The following is a 16,620-nucleotide window of genomic DNA, read 5'->3' on the forward strand; positions in this document are numbered from 1 at the left end:
TTAATTCTCCTGCTGGCTCAATTTTGCCAACAACTGATCAAGTTCAGCTGTTGTACTGTATATTAGTTGTTTTTCTAGCTCGCGTTGTGCCATGAAAGCACGGTACGCATTTGTTTGCGTTAAATCAACGTTCGCTGGATCAGCGATTGGATTTAAGAAACCATTTTCTATTTTAACAAATTCTACTTCCAAAAACATCTTAAATATTAACTTTAACATTTGCGGTTTCATTTGTAAGTGATCTGCCACTTGTTGGAATTGACCACTCAAGTTCACATTCTGATGTCCTTGCGTAAAACGATAGACTTTCGCGAAGTCAGTCTTTTGTGGCACAGATTGTAGATAAGCTTGTTCAAGACTGTAGAAAATCGCTCCGACTTTACGTGCAGGCACTAATTGGAGCACTTCACTCAATTGTTCTAGTGAAGTGGGCATATCAGCCAAAATCAATGTGTCGACCATTGTCTTTGAAAAGACGTCTTCAAAACTAACGGCCTCAGCCGCGGCGCCTAAGCGCCCAGTCATTTGTTTTTGGATATTTTCGTTAAAGAAAACATAGGTTCCAGGATGACTAACAGCTTCACGCGTCAGCTTAGATGTACGCCAATCAAAGACTGCCGCTCCATTAGCTTGGATATCCTTTAACATTAATTGATAAGTCGTTGAACCACGGAAAGTATTCTCTGACATTGTTCCAACAATTTTAATTGTATCGAAACGCCCACCTAATTCAGTTGCTAAATGCCCAAAGCCGAAGCCCACAACCGGTAAGTTTCCCATTGGTGTTTGAGCAGTGAAGCGTAAATGCTTACCGTCACTCATCGTCTTGGGATTATCAATACCAATCAAATCAACTTCAAATTGTGGTTCCAGATTACCTTCACCAAATGGTGCCAACATTTGCAAGATATCATAAGTTTCACGCGTAAAGTCTGATAGTTGTACTTTTTGCGCCACCATCAATTCAGCCTTACCAGCATCTTCAATCGCTTGGGTCTTTGCCGCTTCGTTTAGGACACGACGTAAGTCATCAATCATGTCAACTGATAATGTCATTCCAGCTGCACCAGCATGACCCCCAAAACCAATAAATAGTTCTCGATGTGGATCTAAGGCCGAAAACAAATCAAATGCTGGCATTGAACGAGCTGATCCCTTCAAGCGCCCATTTTCTTCACTTAAGACAATGGATGGTTTGTTGTAACGGTCAACTAAACGACTTGCAACAATTCCAAGCACACCTTCATGCCAGTTTTCACCCGCCACAACAAGTACTGGATCAGTCATTGCATCAGCCTGTTCAATAGCTTGTGTTGTGATGTTCTCGACCAGCACTTGACGTTGCTTATTGAGTTCTTCAACTTCAGCAACAATTTCAGCAGCTTCTTGTTCGTCTTCTGTCAGGAGTAGTTTAACCCCTAATGTTGGATCAGCTAAACGACCAATTGCATTTAAGCGTGGCCCGATGGTAAAGCCAATTGTTCCTGCATCCGCTTGGTTAATATCACTACCAGCAACACGCAACATTTCATCCAAACCTAAACGGGGTTCTTCACGTAATTGCGCAAGTCCCAAAGCAACAATCGCGCGGTTTTCATCAAGCAGTGGCATCACATCAGCGACTGTTCCTAATGCTGCTAAGTCCAACATATCATCAGCTGGCGCTTCCAATAGCGCTGAAGCGACTTTAAAGGCCACTCCTGCCCCTGATAGGTTCTTAAAGGGATAATCACCTTCTGGATGTTGTGGATGCACCACAGCGACTGCCTGCGGCAATACTTCTGGCAATTCATGGTGATCAGTCACAATGACATCAATCCCATTGTCTTGTAGCCAATTAACTTCCGCGGCACCCGAAACTCCGTTATCGACCGTCACCAATAATTGCATCCCATTTTCAGCAAGTTCTTGATACTTTGCTAAGTTTGGTCCGTAGCCTTCAGTGAACCGACTTGGTACAAAGTATGAAACATCAGCGCCCATTAATTCCAATGCCCAAGTCATGATGGCCGTACTTGTCATCCCGTCGACATCATAGTCGCCATACACAACGATTTTTTCACCAGCATCAATTGCTTGCCAGATTCGTTCGACTGCAACATCCATGCCAAACATTTCGGCTGGATCATATAATTGTTCTAGATTAGGTTGTAGAAAGGCAATTGCTTCCTCTGGTGTGGTAATCCCACGTTGAACTAATTGATTCGCCAATAATTCCGGCATCTCAATAGTATCCATTAAGGTTTGTTGCGCCTCAGAATCAATTTGTCCTTCTACCCATTCATACTGTGCTTCAATCATCCTCGTCTCCCAACTCCGTTTGATCTAGTTTGATTGGTTGTGTGTTACTTTGCTTTCCAGTTGGAATTTCATACACATCAAAGTCATTCACAACACGTGTATTCTTAAAGACGCTGCGTGCTTGATAAGCCAATTCGCTGGCTGACTTACCGGCATAACGTGCTGAAATATGGGTTAGGAACAAGCGCCCAACCTTAGCGTTACCTGCGACTTCAGCAGCTTGCATACTTGTTGAATGATAGTGATTACGAGCTTGTTTTCCCTCGCCCTTACCATAAGTTGATTCATGGACTAACACATCCGATCCTTCAGCCAAGACTTGGGCATTTGGTGTCTTACGTGTATCACCAAGAATTGTAACAATACGGCCCTTCTTATCTGGTCCGATGAAATCGGCCCCGTTCACTTCAGTCCCATCTTCAAGTGTGACGATTTCTCCACGCTTCAAACGTCCATAGACTGGTCCAGATGGAATCCCTAGTTCACGTAACTTTTCAACCTGTAACTCACCAGCACTATCCGCTTCTTCAACACGGTATCCAAATGATAGAATCTTGTGGTCTAGTGGCAAAGCAGTAACTTTGAAACCAGCTTCTTCTAATACAACGCCACCTTCACTGGGAATCTCCACAAAATTTAGGGGATATGTTAAGTGGGTTTGTGACAAGCGTAGGCTGGTCTCAATGAATTGACGCGTTCCACGCGGTCCATAAATCGTTAACAAATCTTCGCCACCTTGGAACGAACGAGATGCCAACAAACCTGGTAAACCAAAAATATGGTCACCATGGAGATGGGTCACAAAAATTTTATCCACCTTACGCGGACGAATGGTTGAAGATAACATTTGAATTTGTGTTCCTTCACCGGCGTCAAATAACCAGACAGAATTTAATTCATCTAATAAACGCAATGCGATACTTGTCACATTTCGATAACGTGCCGGTACACCCGCACCGGTTCCTAAAAATTCAATTTGCATCATCCAACCTCAATACTTCCAACTTGTTTTTATATGTTTAATTTTTATTCTGTATGTTTGTCGTTTTCTGACATAAAAAAACCGCCTGTAACAGCGGACTTTTTGTTTATTTTATCATTTTTTAGTCTAAAATTCAGCTAAAAGCTGATTTTCTGCGCATCGGTTTTCGGTGTAATCATCTTCCCGTTTTGATCATATACACTCGAGAATTCAAAATGCATTGTTTGCAACTGATCACGTTGGCTAGCAGGCACCAATACTGTCATCCCCGTTGAAATGGTACTCTTGGCGGGGACTCCGGCTTTCAACTTATCATCATTCTCTAAACCACTCAACGCCGTGACTGCTGAACCGTTCAAATAACTAACCGCAACAACACCGTCAGTATAGATGTCATACGGGGCAGTATTTTCAATATCGTATTTCACTTGCACCGTCATAAATTGACGTCCTAACCCCTGGTCATTAAATTTATTGCGTGCATTTTGTTGTGCTTCTAAAGTCTTACTTGAATTAACCAACAATTTAATCGTCTTCAAATGGTACTTAACTTTTCCATTTTTAATAACTTCTTTGCTCTTGCTCAATTGGCGTAATTCAACCCGCTGTCCTAATGGCGAGTACATAAATTGCCCTTCTTTGGTCAATGGTCCTTTTTGCACAAAATTTTTATTTGCTTTTTCCGCTACCGGAATATCAAACATCACCGGCCGTTCTGGCGTTGTATCCGTCAATAAATTATTATCAGTTCCTAGGGCATCTAATTTGCCTTCATCGGTCTGCGTTGTGTAAAGATATGCACCACTAACTAATCCTATAATTAACACCATTAACCATGTATAGTTCATCCACTTCTTCATCACTACCCTCTTAACCTAAAATAATATCATCCCCGTCTACTCGATAACCAAAAATAGACTGTTCTTTACCCTCTACTCTTTGAACCAACTTCAGTTCGACATCGCTATGCCACAAATCCCGCAGATATAATGGCGCACCATCACCGCTCGATAACAGCAGACGTTCTCCCATCTTTTCAAGCGTTGTTACTGGTAGTTGATCTACCTTCCCTTTTAACCAAATGGGACGGTCTAACGCCATCCCTTCAGTTGCTTGCTTTAAATCGTATACATTCATAAAAACCTCTATATTGAAGATAGCAATCAAACCTTAAAGCAACAAAAAAACCAACGACCGTAGTCGTTGGTTAAAATGTTTAGCCAAAGAAACCGTGCATTGTTTCGCCTTCACCAAAAGCTTCTTGGTAAGCTTGCAACGCCTTCTTTTGAGCCTTATTCAACTTAGTAGGCACATCGATGTAAACCTTCACGATGTGGTCACCTTGGCCACCACGCATGTTAGAAGCACCCTTACCACGTAGACGGAAGTTTGTTTCTGTTTCAGTTCCAGCTGGAATCTTCAACTTCACATCTCCATGGACCGTCTTAACAGAGATTTCACCACCCAAAACCATCGTTGGGTAATCTACTGCGACACGTGAGTAAATCATGCTACCATCACGTTCGAAACCATCCTTAGATGCATCGACGTAGAAGACAACAAACAAATCACCGTAAGGACCACCGTTACTCCCAGCCTCACCTTGACCAGACAAACGCATTTGTTGTCCGTTCTCAACACCAGCTGGCACAGTAACCTTCAATTCCTTCTTTTCTTGTTGACCTAGGTCGTTCAAGCGAGAGAATGAAATGGTCGTTTCCTTACCAAATACCGCTTCTTCGAATGAAAGATTCATACGGTATTGCAAGTCACGTCCCTTACGTGGACGGTTTGGATCTGCTGAGAAACCACCACCGAACATTTGTTCGAAGATATCTCCCAAGTCAGATGCATCACCGAAACCACCGAAGCCTCCAAAGCCACCGCCTTGACCACCACCGAAGCCACCTTGGTTAGCACCAGCCTTACCATATTGGTTATACATGGCACGCTTTTGCTCATCCCCTAGTGTTTCGTAGGCTTCTTGGATTTCTTTATACTTCTCTTCCGCACCAGCGTCATGGTTGATGTCGGGGTGATATTGCTTTGACTTCTTTCGGTAAGCCTTCTTGATTTCATCTTGCGATGCATCTTTGGCTACGCCTAGGACGTCATAATATTCATTATTATTCATCACGATACCTTTCCATTTAACTTAACATCTTTCGATAATAGCACAAAACGAGGTCGAAACCTCGTTAGATGTGTTTAAAATCGATTACTTGTTATCTGATACGTCTTCAAAGTCACCATCAACAGTTCCGTCATCAGTTGCTGCACCTTGTTGTGCATCAGCTTCAGGCGCTGCTTGTTGGTAAAGCTTCATTGCCATTTCTTGGGCAACCTTTTCCAAAGCTTCCTTCTTAGTCTTCATGTCGTCCAAGTTGTCAGCTTCCTTAGCAGCCTTCAATTCTTCAACGGCATCTGAAACAGTCTTCTTTTCGTCTTCGGCAACCTTATCACCGACTTCTTCAAGAGTCTTTTCAGTGCTAAAGATCAATTGGTCAACTTCGTTACGCAAGTCAACTTCTTCCTTACGCTTCTTGTCGGCTTCTTCGTTGGCCTTAGCATCTTCCATCATGCGTTCGATTTCATCTTCTGACAATGAACCTGAGCTTTGGATAGTAATCTTTTGTTCCTTGTTAGTTCCAAGATCCTTAGCTGAAACAGAAACGATTCCGTTACGGTCAATGTCGAAAGTAACTTCGATTTGTGGCACACCACGTGGTGCAGCAGGAATGTCAGTCAATTGGAATTGTCCCAAAGTCTTGTTATCAGCGGCCATTGAACGTTCACCTTGTAGCACGTGGATGTCTACGGCTGGTTGGTTGTCAGCGGCTGTTGAGAATGTTTGTGACTTTGATGTTGGAATAGTTGTGTTACGGTCGATCAACTTAGTGAAGACCCCACCCATTGTTTCAATACCAAGTGACAATGGTGTAACGTCAAGCAAAACAACGTCCTTAACTTCACCAGTGATAACTCCACCTTGTACGGCTGCACCAAGGGCAACAGCTTCGTCAGGGTTGATTGAGTGATCAGGTTCCTTACCAGTCAACTTCTTAACTGATTCTTGAACTGCAGGGATACGAGTTGATCCACCGTTCAAGATAACACGGTCGATGTCGTTCATTGACAATCCAGCGTCCTTCAAAGCATTCTTAACAGGTGCTTCGGCACGCGCAACCAAGTCAGCAGTCATTTGGTTGAATTGGCTACGTGACAAAGTCAATTGAACGTGCAATGGACCAGCATCAGTTGCTGTAATAAATGGCAAGTCGATTTGTGCTTCAGTTGATGATGACAAAGTCTTCTTAGCAGTTTCAGCAGCATCCTTCAAACGTTGTAGGGCCAACTTATCGTCGCGCAAGTCTACACCGTTATCCTTCTTGAATTCTTCAGCAATCCAATCGATGATCTTTTGGTCAAAGTCGTCACCACCAAGGTGAGTGTCACCGTTAGTTGACAATACTTCGAAGACACCGTCTCCCAATTCAAGGATAGAAACGTCAAATGTTCCACCACCCAAATCGTAAACTAGGATCTTTTCGTCCTTTTCATCGTTTTCCATACCGTATGCCAAGGCAGCGGCTGTTGGTTCGTTGATGATACGTTCAACTTCAAGACCGGCAATCTTACCAGCGTCCTTAGTTGCTTGACGTTGGGCGTCGTTAAAGTAAGCAGGTACTGTAATAACAGCCTTTTCTACCTTTTCACCCAAGTAGTCTTCTGCGTAACCCTTTAGGTATTGCAAAATCAAAGCTGAGATTTCTTGTGGTGAGTAGTCCTTACCAGCAACAGAAACCTTGTAACCAGCTTCACCCATGTGTGACTTGATTGATGCAATTGTGTCTGGGTTTGTAATCGCTTGACGCTTAGCAGTGTCCCCAACTAGAATTTCATCATTCTTGAATGACACAACAGATGGTGTTGTACGACCACCATTTGGGTTTGTAATAATCTTAGCAGCATCACCTTCCATCACGGCAACGGCTGAGTTTGTAGTTCCTAAATCAATACCAATAATCTTTGACATAATGATAGTCTCCTTTTAATTGTTAATTTAATGTTTGTTTTATTTCGTTCATAAATGAATCTAATGATTCAACTTAGCTGTAAACAGCTACCATGGCTGGACGAATCACACGATCCTTCAATACGTAACCCTTTTGCATAACTTGGGCAATTGTATCAGCTGGGTGATCATCATCAGCAGGTACAGATTGAATTGCTTGGTGTTGGTTCGGATCAAATTCACCACCAACTTCACCAACAGCCACAATTTCATGGGCAGCCATTGTATCAACCAAAGTCTTCAATACCATATCCACCCCCGTCTTAATTTGTTGGGCTGCTTCGTCGTTTGTTTCAACTTGAAGCGCACGTTCCAAATTATCTAAGGCAGGCAAGATATCTGTCGCTAGCTTTTGATTAGCATACTTCAATGATTGGGCTTGTTCTTTTGCCAAACGCGCCTTCATGTTTTGTGCTTCCGCTTGATTACGCAGGAGCTTTTCTTCAGCATCAGCTAGTTGCGCCTTCAATTCAGCAATTTCATCAACTGCTTCTTCGACCGCTTCTGCATTTTCCAATGTTTCAGCTTCAGCAACTTCTTCTACTGTCGAATCTGCTACTTCAACTTCTTCAACGTTTTCATGTTGTTGTTCAGTCATCTCAACACCTCTTTTCCATATCAATTTTAATAATATTCGCGCATTTGCGCTTGAACGCCTTCTCGGAACGACTCCAATGCATGTACAGACTCACCATACTTCATCGCCATCGGTCCAATCAACGCTAATGCACCTAACCCATGGCCGGGTACATCAAATGTTGTCGACAGCAGACTGTACTGTTGCAACAATGATTGATCATTTTCTGATCCGATATGCACAGCAACCTGACCAGGCATATAATTAACCAATCGTCGCATGGCTTTTGGTGACTCAATCAGTTCATAGATTCGCTTAACATTCTGTGGACTCACTTCATCTGAGAAGTCCAACATATTCAAACGACCTCCGATAACAACTTTATCGCGAACTGTTCGTGCCAACACATCACCAAACATTTGCAAGAACGCAACCGGCGTACGGATAACGCGATCTGTCTTCATTGGATAATCACTAGCAATCGTTGCCAAGACATCGCTAACTAATTGGTTAACTAATGTTTGGTTAATATATTGCACCATGTTATCTAACTCATGTAGATCCATATCCGCAGGTATGCGGAAACTCTGGCTTGTTACCTCACCATCATTCGTTACGATAATCGCCATGACTTGTTGTCCATCTAATGGAACAAGTCGGAAACCTGATAATCGATTCTCACGAGAATCAGGCTTCAATGCCATCACTGTGTAACCAGTTAGCGTCGCCAATTCATCCGCGGCACTTTCAAGCACATCATCCACTTGTTGAAAGTTTCGTGAAAATGCTCGTTGCATCGCATCAGCAATCTGCCCTGCTCCTTGATTACCAGCCATTAACACATTGACATAATGGCGATATCCCGCTTGCGCTGGCACACGACCAGAAGATGTATGTTCTTTTTCAATGAAACCTAACCGTTCTAACACAGCCATATCATTTCGAACCGTTGCTGAACTAACATTTAACTGTAGTTCTTCGACTAAGACTTTCGAACCGACCGCCTTACCCGTATCAACGTAATTTCGAATAATTTCCTTCAAAATCAATGCTTGCCTTTCAGCTAACATAATACACCTCCTTGGTTAGCACTCTCGTATACCTCTTGCTAACAACGACTATATTACATGCCTTTTAGTTCTTTGTCAACCTTTTTAGCACTCCTTTTTTCAGAGTGCTAACACCACCACAAAAAAACAGCCTATCGACTGATAGACTGCATTTCTTGTTTTTAATTTTAAACGTCTAGACGACCAGCCTTAGCTTCAAACCAAACTGATTCACCATTAATTTCTGTGTTGTACCAAATCGTGTCATCTTCGGCAACGAATTGACCAATCACATGTACAACTTCACCATCAACAGCTTTACGTAACTTTTCTGATCCAGCTTCACCGCGTGGTGAGAACTTGTAAAGATCATCCTGACGCTTAGCTTGATTGAAGACAAAATCGGCATCTACTTGTTGCGCATTAACTTTTTCTAAATCTAATACACTAGCAGTTTTCTTGGCTGGAGCCTTCTTAACTACCTTCTTTGGTGTTGTCTTTTTAACTACTTTTTTAGGAGCGGCCTTCTTAACAGGGGCAACCGCTTGAGCTTTCACACTTCGTGAATCAACCCAAACATAGTATCCGTTAACCTTACCATAGTACCAAACAACCTTCTTTGCATCAGTGAATTTCTTTTCAACTAGAATTGCACGATTATTTGGTACACGTCCAGCATACTTGGCATCACGATATTGGAATGGTGCATTCACATACATACCATCCTTACGTCCAGCTTGATTAGTTACATAGGTCTTATTAACTGGTGTTGTCTTTAAGTTACTTGGTGCAACTACAGCCTTTGAGTCAAACCACACATACTTGCCATTAACTTGACCATAGTACCAAACAACATTATTTGACGTTGTAAACTTCTTATCGACGTAAACACGCACATCGTTAGGCATACGACCTGCATAATGAGCATCACTATATCCAAATGGCGTGTACATGTACATACCATCCTTACGACCAAATTGACTCGTTACATATGTTTTATTGACTGGCGTTGTCTTTAAGTTACTTGGTGCTACAACCGCCTTTGAATCAAACCATACGTACTTGCCGTTAACCTGACCATAGTACCAAACAACATTATTTGATGTTGTTAACTTCTTATCAACATAAATACGTACATTGTTTGGCATACGACCTGCGTATTTAGCATCACGATATCCAAATGGTGTGTACATATACATACCATCTTTACGACCAAATTGACGACTTACATATGTCTTATTCACATTTTGTGTATTTAGCTTAACGGGTCCCGCCACAGCAGTCGCATCAAACCATACATACTTACCGTTCACCTTACCGTAGTACCAAAGAACCTTGCTTGCAGTTGTCTTTTGCTTTTCTACTTCAATTTTAACGTTATGTGGCATGCGTCCGACAAATTGAGCATTCTTTTGACCATATGGTGCATTAACGAACAACCCATCTCGACGTGTTGTTTGATTACTTACCACTGTCTTGATTACGACACGCTTTTTAGGAACATTCACAACACTCTTGGCATCAAACCAAGCGTATTGCCCGTTAACCTTTCCGTAGTACCAGATAACTCCGTTACTTGCCTTTTCTTGTTTTTCAACATTCACAACCGCGCCATGCTTAGGACGTCCGACGAACTTAGCACCACCATAACCGTAAGGCGCTTGTGCATACAAGCCATCTGTACGATTCTTTTGATTGAACTTCATTTGCTTCTTAAGCGTTGTTGGGTTGACCTTTTTAACAGGCTTTGGTTTTGGCTTTGCTGGTGTCATGACCCCAGTATAGTCAATATTCGCATCAAAAGTTCCACGAACATTAGGGAAATGCATATTACTGTTAAATTGCCACATACCTAAATCAGTGTGCCAAAGATATTGTTTACTTGGAGTAAATGGGTATGAGGCCATCCAGATTTTGCGCTTACCATATGCATCTTGATTCAAATTCGTTTGTGTTGAATATGACGCGTAGGTATACAAAACGTTGTTTGTGTAACCCTTTGATGCTACTCCTGAACGGAACGCTGCAACATTAGCATTCACACGCCCGTTGGAGTTCACAGAAATCATTGATGGTTCTTCTAGATCGTCTGCCATCGGTGTATTCTTTGAAAGCCCTAGTTCTTTTGCAAATTGCGCAAAATATTGACCTTCAATACGGGCTTGGGCAGGATTAGCATACCAGCTATAGTGGTACCCACCAATTCGCATACCAGCTGCTTTAGCATTGGCAATTTGACTTGCAGCATATGGGTTACGGTAACTAGTCGCCTCGGTAAGCTTAACCATTACCCCTTTCACACCATAGCTCTTCATAATTTTAAATTCAGCAACCGTTGGAACACCATTATGTGACGAAATATCCACAAAATCTGTTCGCGGTACTGACTTATCCGTAATGTTTACCCATGGTGAACTTGCTTGCGCATCGTCCGAATGGATTAGTCCCATAATCCCTACAGAAAGCCCTACTAACAGTAAGCTTTTGATCTTCATACTCATTTCGCCTAACACATCTACCCTATATTTAATTTAACTAAAATTGTACATAACAAACAGTTTCCAGTTTAACATATCTGCTCCTTATTTGTTAATGACATCTACTTTACAAGAAACGGCTAAAATTACCGTTGTGTTGCACGAAACTTAAAAGTGAGTCTTTTTATTTTTTTTCTTAGTAAACTTTCGGATCAAAAACGCTGAACCTTTATCAAGCCAATTCGTTTTTTCTGTAGTAACCAGCGGATATTCACGGAATGTTTTATGATTAGTGATCATCCACGTGTCTAATAGATATTCTGACAAGAAACCAAATACACGGCTTTCTTGTCCTTCATATTCCCGATATGGAATCTTTGGTTCGACCTTTTCTAATACACCAAAGACAAAATCAGTAAACGACTGAAAATCCGCTTGTTTCATCATTTGCATGTTAAATAGGTGTGCTTTAGGTGAACGACATACTTGCTCGAATGCATCACTATATTCCGGAAACGCTGTCCCAATAACATCCTTCATAACTTGAAATGGTAGATGTTCATGTGCGTTGAAATAATGTGTTTGTTGATCTTCAATAAAGTAATTACGTGCTTTGGGCACCAAAACATCTACTTCTGTTAACGCCTTACGAATTTCTTCTCCTGACAAAACATCTGTCAACGAATGTGACGCCTTACGACCAAAATAACGACGATAATGCATCAACCCCAGAATGTCTTCATCTTGCAAATTGTACTTAGCCCAATATAGTGCTGTTAATTCATTAAAATGTGCATTCATAGGTGACATGTTCTTCCCAGTATCATCACCAATATACCCTTCAGGCATATTTTCCTTAAGCGCTGCACCAACATACACCGGTTGGTAAATAGGATCATCTGGCATTTGGTACGGCTTATGGGCCGCAACTAAAATCTTCATAGGTTTATCCTCTCTGTAAAAAAATCTCCCAAAACCATATGACTCGTTTTGAGAGATTTTTAATGAAATCATTAATTAACGTTCTTCTTTTGAAAGATAGACTGGTCGCTTCTTCACTTCCAAATAAATGTTTGAAATATAACGCCCCACTATCCCGATACTTAGTAATTGAATACCACCCATAAACAGGATAATAACAATCATTGATGTCCAGCCAGACACCACCGTCGCTGATGTAAACAATGTACGAGCAACTAAGAAAATACTTCCGATAGCTGCACCGATACATGAAAGCAAGCCAAGAACGGAAACAAGTACCAAAGGTGCCTGTGAAAAGTTGACAATTCCTTCAATTGAATACTTCAACAGACTCCAGAAAGACCATGATGTCTCTCCGGCCACACGGTCCTTATTCTTGAATTCAAGATACTTTGTATTGAACCCAACCCAGCTAAACATCCCCTTAGAGAAACGATTATACTCCGTCATGCTCAACAAAGCTTCCACCACTTGGCGGGACATAACACGGTAATCACGTGCACCTTCAACAATATGCGTTGAAGAAATACGATTGATCAATTTGTAAAACATCTTACTAAAGAACGTACGAATTGGCGGTTCACCATCACGGGTTGTACGACGTGTTCCCACACAATCGTATTCTCCTGACGCAACGCCTGCGACCATTTCTGGCAATAGCTCAGGCGGATCTTGTAGATCAACGTCCATGACAGCAACATAATCACCTGTTGCTTTTTGAAGACCAGCATACAACGCTGCTTCTTTCCCAAAATTACGTGAGAATGATACATAGTGTACCTGGTCTGGCATTTCTGCTTGTAACTTACGTAATTCTGCTAACGTTGAATCAGATGATCCATCGTCAATAAACCAATATTCAAAAGCAATATTTGGTAATTCGTTAATACGAATTTGCTCAACCGCTTCTGTAAAAATTGGAATCATGATTTCTTCGTTGTACACAGGTACAATGATCGAAAGCTTTTCCATAAAATTTACTCCTAAGTTTAATTCCTTAGTAACTAATTACCGTGGAAATTTTCACGTGCATAGGTGATGACGTCCATCCCTTGCGTAGATGATTTAACAATAATTTTCTTAATATCACTAGGTGCAAACTTGTCTGCAGGTAGTCCCGCATCTAGTAACTCTTGACGCACTCGTTCAACATCATTAGATGTCACCAAACGTCCATTTGCATCAACGTTTGGGTCATATGTGTCTGGCATTTGTTGGGTTGGCAACACTTTAGAAGACACTGCAGCATCTTCCTTAGATTCGATAGTATCAACTGCATTCATCAGCCAGATACTTCCACCAATCAAAACCAGCGTAATACTAATTAACACGATGTATAAACTTGTTCGTTTTTTATTCTGCATTGCCCATTCACTCCTAGTTACATGGCACCATCACGTTGGAAAATAGCCGCAATTGTCTTAAAAATAATTTTAAAATCAAACCACATATTTGCTTCTTTAGCATACTTTAATTCCAACGTTGCTCGCTCTGGATATTGAATCGTACTACGTCCAGTCGCTTGCCACAAGCCCATCGCACCTGGTTTAACAGACAAGAATTCTTCGACTTCATCACCGTATTCAACGAGTTCACGTTCTACCACCGGTCGCGGCCCAATGATACTCATATCTCCTTTTAAGATATTCAAGAACTGTGGTAATTCATCAATCGAAGTTTTGCGAATAAAGACACCAAACTTAGTAATCCGCGGATCTTCTTCGGTTGGTAGTTTGTAGCCATTTTCTACGAACTTAGCATACAACTTTTCATTCTCTAATAATTTTTGTTCTGCGTTCACAACCATTGATCGGAACTTATAGATTTTAAACGGCTTATGATGATATCCAATTCGCTCTTGTCGATAAAAGATTGGTCCTTTATTGCTACCAAACATGTAGAAACACATCACGATTGCAAAAATGGGAGCAAAAATAATTAACGCAAAAATTGCAACTGAAATATCTAAAAACCGTTTGGCAAAAATATAGCTCTTACTAAATTTATGCATCTCAACTCCTCTATGGAATTACAAATACTTCGCGTCCATTTCAGCATCTTGACTTGTCAAAATCTTTGGACCGTCATTTGTAATCGCAATTGTGTGTTCATATTGACATGACCATGAGCCATCCTTTGTTGTAACTGTCCACCCATCAACAGCAGATGTTTCAACTTGCCAACCACCTAGATTAATCATCGGTTCGATTGTAATGGTCATTCCTGGCTTCAAACGTAATCCACGTCCCGCTGTCCCATAATGAGGGACTGATGGTTCTTCGTGCATTGTAGGTTGAATTCCATGTCCAACATAATCACGTACATTACCGTAACCAAATTGCTTTACATATTCATCAATTGCAGAACCAATATCACCAATACGGTTTCCAACTTGTGCTTGATCAATTCCAAGGTACAAAGCCTTCAATGTCACATCCATCAATTGCTTAACTTCATCTGACACTTCACCAACCGCATATGACCATGCTGAATCAGTGTAGAATCCATCCAATTCCACAACTGTATCAACCGTGACTAAGTCTCCTTCGCGTAGAATTTCATTCTTACGAGGAAACGCATGTGCAACTTCATCATTAACAGAAACCGTTGTCGCAAATTCAAATCCTTCAAAGCCGATTTGTGCGGCGCGAGCACCACGACTCTCAATGTAGTCACGTCCAAATTCTTCAATTTCCCATGTTGAAATTCCTGGCTTAATAATATCACGAAGACCTTGATGCATCCCCGCAATAATTGCACCAGATTCCTTCATGGCATTAATTTCGCGATCTGATTTAATTGTGATCATTTACATCCACTTCCTTATTTTTTTACATTAATACTATTATAGCGCACTTTATGGCTAGGTGTTAATAAACTAACACATGTAACGCTTTCCTTATCATTTCTTTTTAACTCATCAAAAAAACGAGACCAACATTAATTGCAGTCTCGTTCTTATCATTAATGCATTTTAATCAGCCGCAGGAATAATTTCAAACAAAAAGTCGACTGTTTTTTGCGTAGGCACTGAATTGTAATATGTCAATACATCTTCAACTGCTGATGTCTCTAATTTCTCACCCTCGCCTAACATGTTTAACAATTCTGCCTCACTATGTGCAACAGGTAATGATAATTCCTCACCCGAAATGTATAAACCACGTTTCTCTTGATATTCAGCTAAGTCCGCTTCATACAAATAAATTGGCTTTAGTTCTGCTGCATAATCAAATAACAGACTTGAGTAATCCGTTACTAAAACATCACTCATTAAGAATAATGCATTTAGGTCCATATCATTCGCTACAACGACACCAGGTATTTTGTCTCCGCGCTCCATAAAATAATGACCACGATAAATCACATTATACGTCACTGCTAGCTCACTCAAAGCTCCACGACCTAAATATGCTAAGTTTTGATTATCACTTGTGTATTCACGGAATGTTGGCGCATATAACAAAGTCGGTTTGTTGGGATTCAGATGTAACTGTTCAAGCGATTGCTTACGATCAAATGTTAGACGTAGTTTTTCTAACGCATGCTTACGTAATTGTCCCACTTCATTGTAACGTTGCGCTGCAGGAAAAATGCGCTTAAAACGTTCTGTATCATATTGACCATACGTAAACAGATAATCAAAATCCGCATTTTGATACCATCGCTTGACTAATGGACTAATTGATTTTTCATCCACGCCAAGATGTTTCATTGGAATACCATGCCAAAATTGAATATACACATTTTTAGGATGTTTAAATGGCGTTAAGCGCTCAATTGAGGCATTTGACACCCAGTACTTAGAGCGCAACAGATGGTAAAAATACGTCACTGAATTTGCGGATACCTTCTTGGTAATGCCTGAATGATCAACTGCTTTGGGATCATTAAACGCCCACACAAATTTAAAATCAGCATAGGCTGGGTCTGCCTGCAACAATTCAAACGCTTCACGTGGAGAATCACTAAATTGACGGCCGCTATAGGCCATAAACATAATCTGCTTGTCATCCACCCGCACAAACAACTGTAAGAATTTAATGAAACTCAATTGCAAGACGCCATACATACGCCCAAGCAATGTCGAATTCTTAATTTTATTTTTTAATTGTTGCATATCTTACTCCTTAATATGTATCAGCGTAGGCTCATGTACCATACACAAACCGCTCCTG

At 41.2% G+C, this 16,620-nt stretch carries 15 protein-coding genes; all 15 read right to left on the bottom strand.

The window, feature by feature from the left end; genetic code table 11:
- Positions 1 to 2,301, bottom strand: coding sequence for a single-stranded-DNA-specific exonuclease RecJ (recJ, locus tag KHQ31_RS05085; RefSeq protein ID WP_213408459.1), 2,301 nt, complete (start codon positions 2,299 to 2,301; stop codon positions 1 to 3).
- A complete protein-coding gene (gene rnz / locus KHQ31_RS05090) occupies positions 2,294 to 3,283 on the bottom strand; it encodes a ribonuclease Z (RefSeq protein WP_213408461.1) in 990 nt (329 codons plus the stop codon). Before rnz ends, recJ begins: the two co-directional genes overlap by 8 nt.
- Positions 3,284 to 3,420: 137 nt before the next feature.
- Positions 3,421 to 4,143 (bottom strand): hypothetical protein, encoded by a 723-nt coding sequence (locus KHQ31_RS05095; protein WP_213408463.1) that lies wholly within the window; start codon positions 4,141 to 4,143, stop codon positions 3,421 to 3,423.
- A gap of 10 nt (positions 4,144 to 4,153) precedes the next feature.
- Positions 4,154 to 4,420, bottom strand: a complete 267-nt coding sequence (locus KHQ31_RS05100) for a hypothetical protein (protein WP_213408465.1) — start codon at positions 4,418 to 4,420, stop codon at positions 4,154 to 4,156.
- A 79-nt stretch (positions 4,421 to 4,499) separates the two neighbouring features.
- On the bottom strand, positions 4,500 to 5,417 hold the full coding sequence (locus KHQ31_RS05105) for a DnaJ C-terminal domain-containing protein (RefSeq protein ID WP_213408467.1): 918 nt from the start codon (positions 5,415 to 5,417) through the stop codon (positions 4,500 to 4,502).
- Positions 5,418 to 5,501: 84 nt separating this feature from the next.
- Positions 5,502 to 7,319: a molecular chaperone DnaK gene (gene dnaK / locus KHQ31_RS05110; RefSeq protein WP_213408469.1), complete on the bottom strand. Its 1,818-nt coding sequence runs from the start codon at positions 7,317 to 7,319 to the stop codon at positions 5,502 to 5,504.
- A 73-nt stretch (positions 7,320 to 7,392) separates the two neighbouring features.
- The gene (grpE, locus tag KHQ31_RS05115; protein WP_213408471.1) at positions 7,393 to 7,956 is read right to left on the bottom strand and encodes a nucleotide exchange factor GrpE; all 564 of its coding nucleotides are present in this window, start codon (positions 7,954 to 7,956) and stop codon (positions 7,393 to 7,395) included.
- Between the two features lie 26 nt (positions 7,957 to 7,982).
- Positions 7,983 to 9,005, bottom strand: coding sequence for a heat-inducible transcriptional repressor HrcA (gene hrcA / locus KHQ31_RS05120; RefSeq protein WP_213408473.1), 1,023 nt, complete (start codon positions 9,003 to 9,005; stop codon positions 7,983 to 7,985).
- A gap of 167 nt (positions 9,006 to 9,172) precedes the next feature.
- Complete coding sequence (locus KHQ31_RS05125) at positions 9,173 to 11,479, bottom strand: GH25 family lysozyme (RefSeq protein ID WP_213408475.1); 2,307 nt, start codon at positions 11,477 to 11,479, stop codon at positions 9,173 to 9,175.
- A gap of 150 nt (positions 11,480 to 11,629) precedes the next feature.
- Positions 11,630 to 12,403, bottom strand: a complete 774-nt coding sequence (locus KHQ31_RS05130) for a DUF4422 domain-containing protein (RefSeq protein WP_213408477.1) — start codon at positions 12,401 to 12,403, stop codon at positions 11,630 to 11,632.
- 75 nt (positions 12,404 to 12,478) lie between these two features.
- Positions 12,479 to 13,414 (bottom strand): glycosyltransferase family 2 protein, encoded by a 936-nt coding sequence (locus KHQ31_RS05135; RefSeq protein ID WP_213408479.1) that lies wholly within the window; start codon positions 13,412 to 13,414, stop codon positions 12,479 to 12,481.
- Between the two features lie 32 nt (positions 13,415 to 13,446).
- Entirely contained in the window at positions 13,447 to 13,806 is a 360-nt protein-coding gene (locus KHQ31_RS05140) for a hypothetical protein (protein ID WP_213408481.1), read from the bottom strand.
- Between the two features lie 17 nt (positions 13,807 to 13,823).
- A complete protein-coding gene (locus KHQ31_RS05145) occupies positions 13,824 to 14,453 on the bottom strand; it encodes a sugar transferase (protein ID WP_213408483.1) in 630 nt (209 codons plus the stop codon).
- 18 nt (positions 14,454 to 14,471) lie between these two features.
- Positions 14,472 to 15,251, bottom strand: coding sequence for a type I methionyl aminopeptidase (gene map, locus KHQ31_RS05150; RefSeq protein WP_213408485.1), 780 nt, complete (start codon positions 15,249 to 15,251; stop codon positions 14,472 to 14,474).
- Positions 15,252 to 15,416: 165 nt separating this feature from the next.
- Positions 15,417 to 16,562, bottom strand: a complete 1,146-nt coding sequence (locus KHQ31_RS05155) for a CDP-glycerol glycerophosphotransferase family protein (protein ID WP_213408487.1) — start codon at positions 16,560 to 16,562, stop codon at positions 15,417 to 15,419.
- Between the last annotated feature and the right edge of the window lie 58 nt (positions 16,563 to 16,620).

The organism is Weissella ceti (assembly GCF_018394055.1).
Taxonomy (GTDB): Bacteria; Bacillota; Bacilli; order Lactobacillales; family Lactobacillaceae; genus Weissella; species Weissella ceti.

Bases quoted from the DNA above. Each gene is read 5' to 3' on its own strand.
- recJ (WP_213408459.1), bottom strand. From the start codon at position 2,301: ATGATTGAAGCACAGTATGAATGGGTAGAAGGACAAATTGATTCTGAG.
- rnz (WP_213408461.1), bottom strand. From the start codon at position 3,283: ATGCAAATTGAATTTTTAGGAACCGGTGCGGGTGTACCGGCACGTTAT.
- KHQ31_RS05095 (WP_213408463.1), bottom strand. From the start codon at position 4,143: ATGAAGAAGTGGATGAACTATACATGGTTAATGGTGTTAATTATAGGA.
- KHQ31_RS05100 (WP_213408465.1), bottom strand. From the start codon at position 4,420: ATGAATGTATACGATTTAAAGCAAGCAACTGAAGGGATGGCGTTAGAC.
- KHQ31_RS05105 (WP_213408467.1), bottom strand. From the start codon at position 5,417: ATGAATAATAATGAATATTATGACGTCCTAGGCGTAGCCAAAGATGCA.
- dnaK (WP_213408469.1), bottom strand. From the start codon at position 7,319: ATGTCAAAGATTATTGGTATTGATTTAGGAACTACAAACTCAGCCGTT.
- grpE (WP_213408471.1), bottom strand. From the start codon at position 7,956: ATGACTGAACAACAACATGAAAACGTTGAAGAAGTTGAAGTAGCAGAT.
- hrcA (WP_213408473.1), bottom strand. From the start codon at position 9,005: ATGTTAGCTGAAAGGCAAGCATTGATTTTGAAGGAAATTATTCGAAAT.
- KHQ31_RS05125 (WP_213408475.1), bottom strand. From the start codon at position 11,479: ATGAAGATCAAAAGCTTACTGTTAGTAGGGCTTTCTGTAGGGATTATG.
- KHQ31_RS05130 (WP_213408477.1), bottom strand. From the start codon at position 12,403: ATGAAGATTTTAGTTGCGGCCCATAAGCCGTACCAAATGCCAGATGAT.
- KHQ31_RS05135 (WP_213408479.1), bottom strand. From the start codon at position 13,414: ATGGAAAAGCTTTCGATCATTGTACCTGTGTACAACGAAGAAATCATG.
- KHQ31_RS05140 (WP_213408481.1), bottom strand. From the start codon at position 13,806: ATGCAGAATAAAAAACGAACAAGTTTATACATCGTGTTAATTAGTATT.
- KHQ31_RS05145 (WP_213408483.1), bottom strand. From the start codon at position 14,453: ATGCATAAATTTAGTAAGAGCTATATTTTTGCCAAACGGTTTTTAGAT.
- map (WP_213408485.1), bottom strand. From the start codon at position 15,251: ATGATCACAATTAAATCAGATCGCGAAATTAATGCCATGAAGGAATCT.
- KHQ31_RS05155 (WP_213408487.1), bottom strand. From the start codon at position 16,562: ATGCAACAATTAAAAAATAAAATTAAGAATTCGACATTGCTTGGGCGT.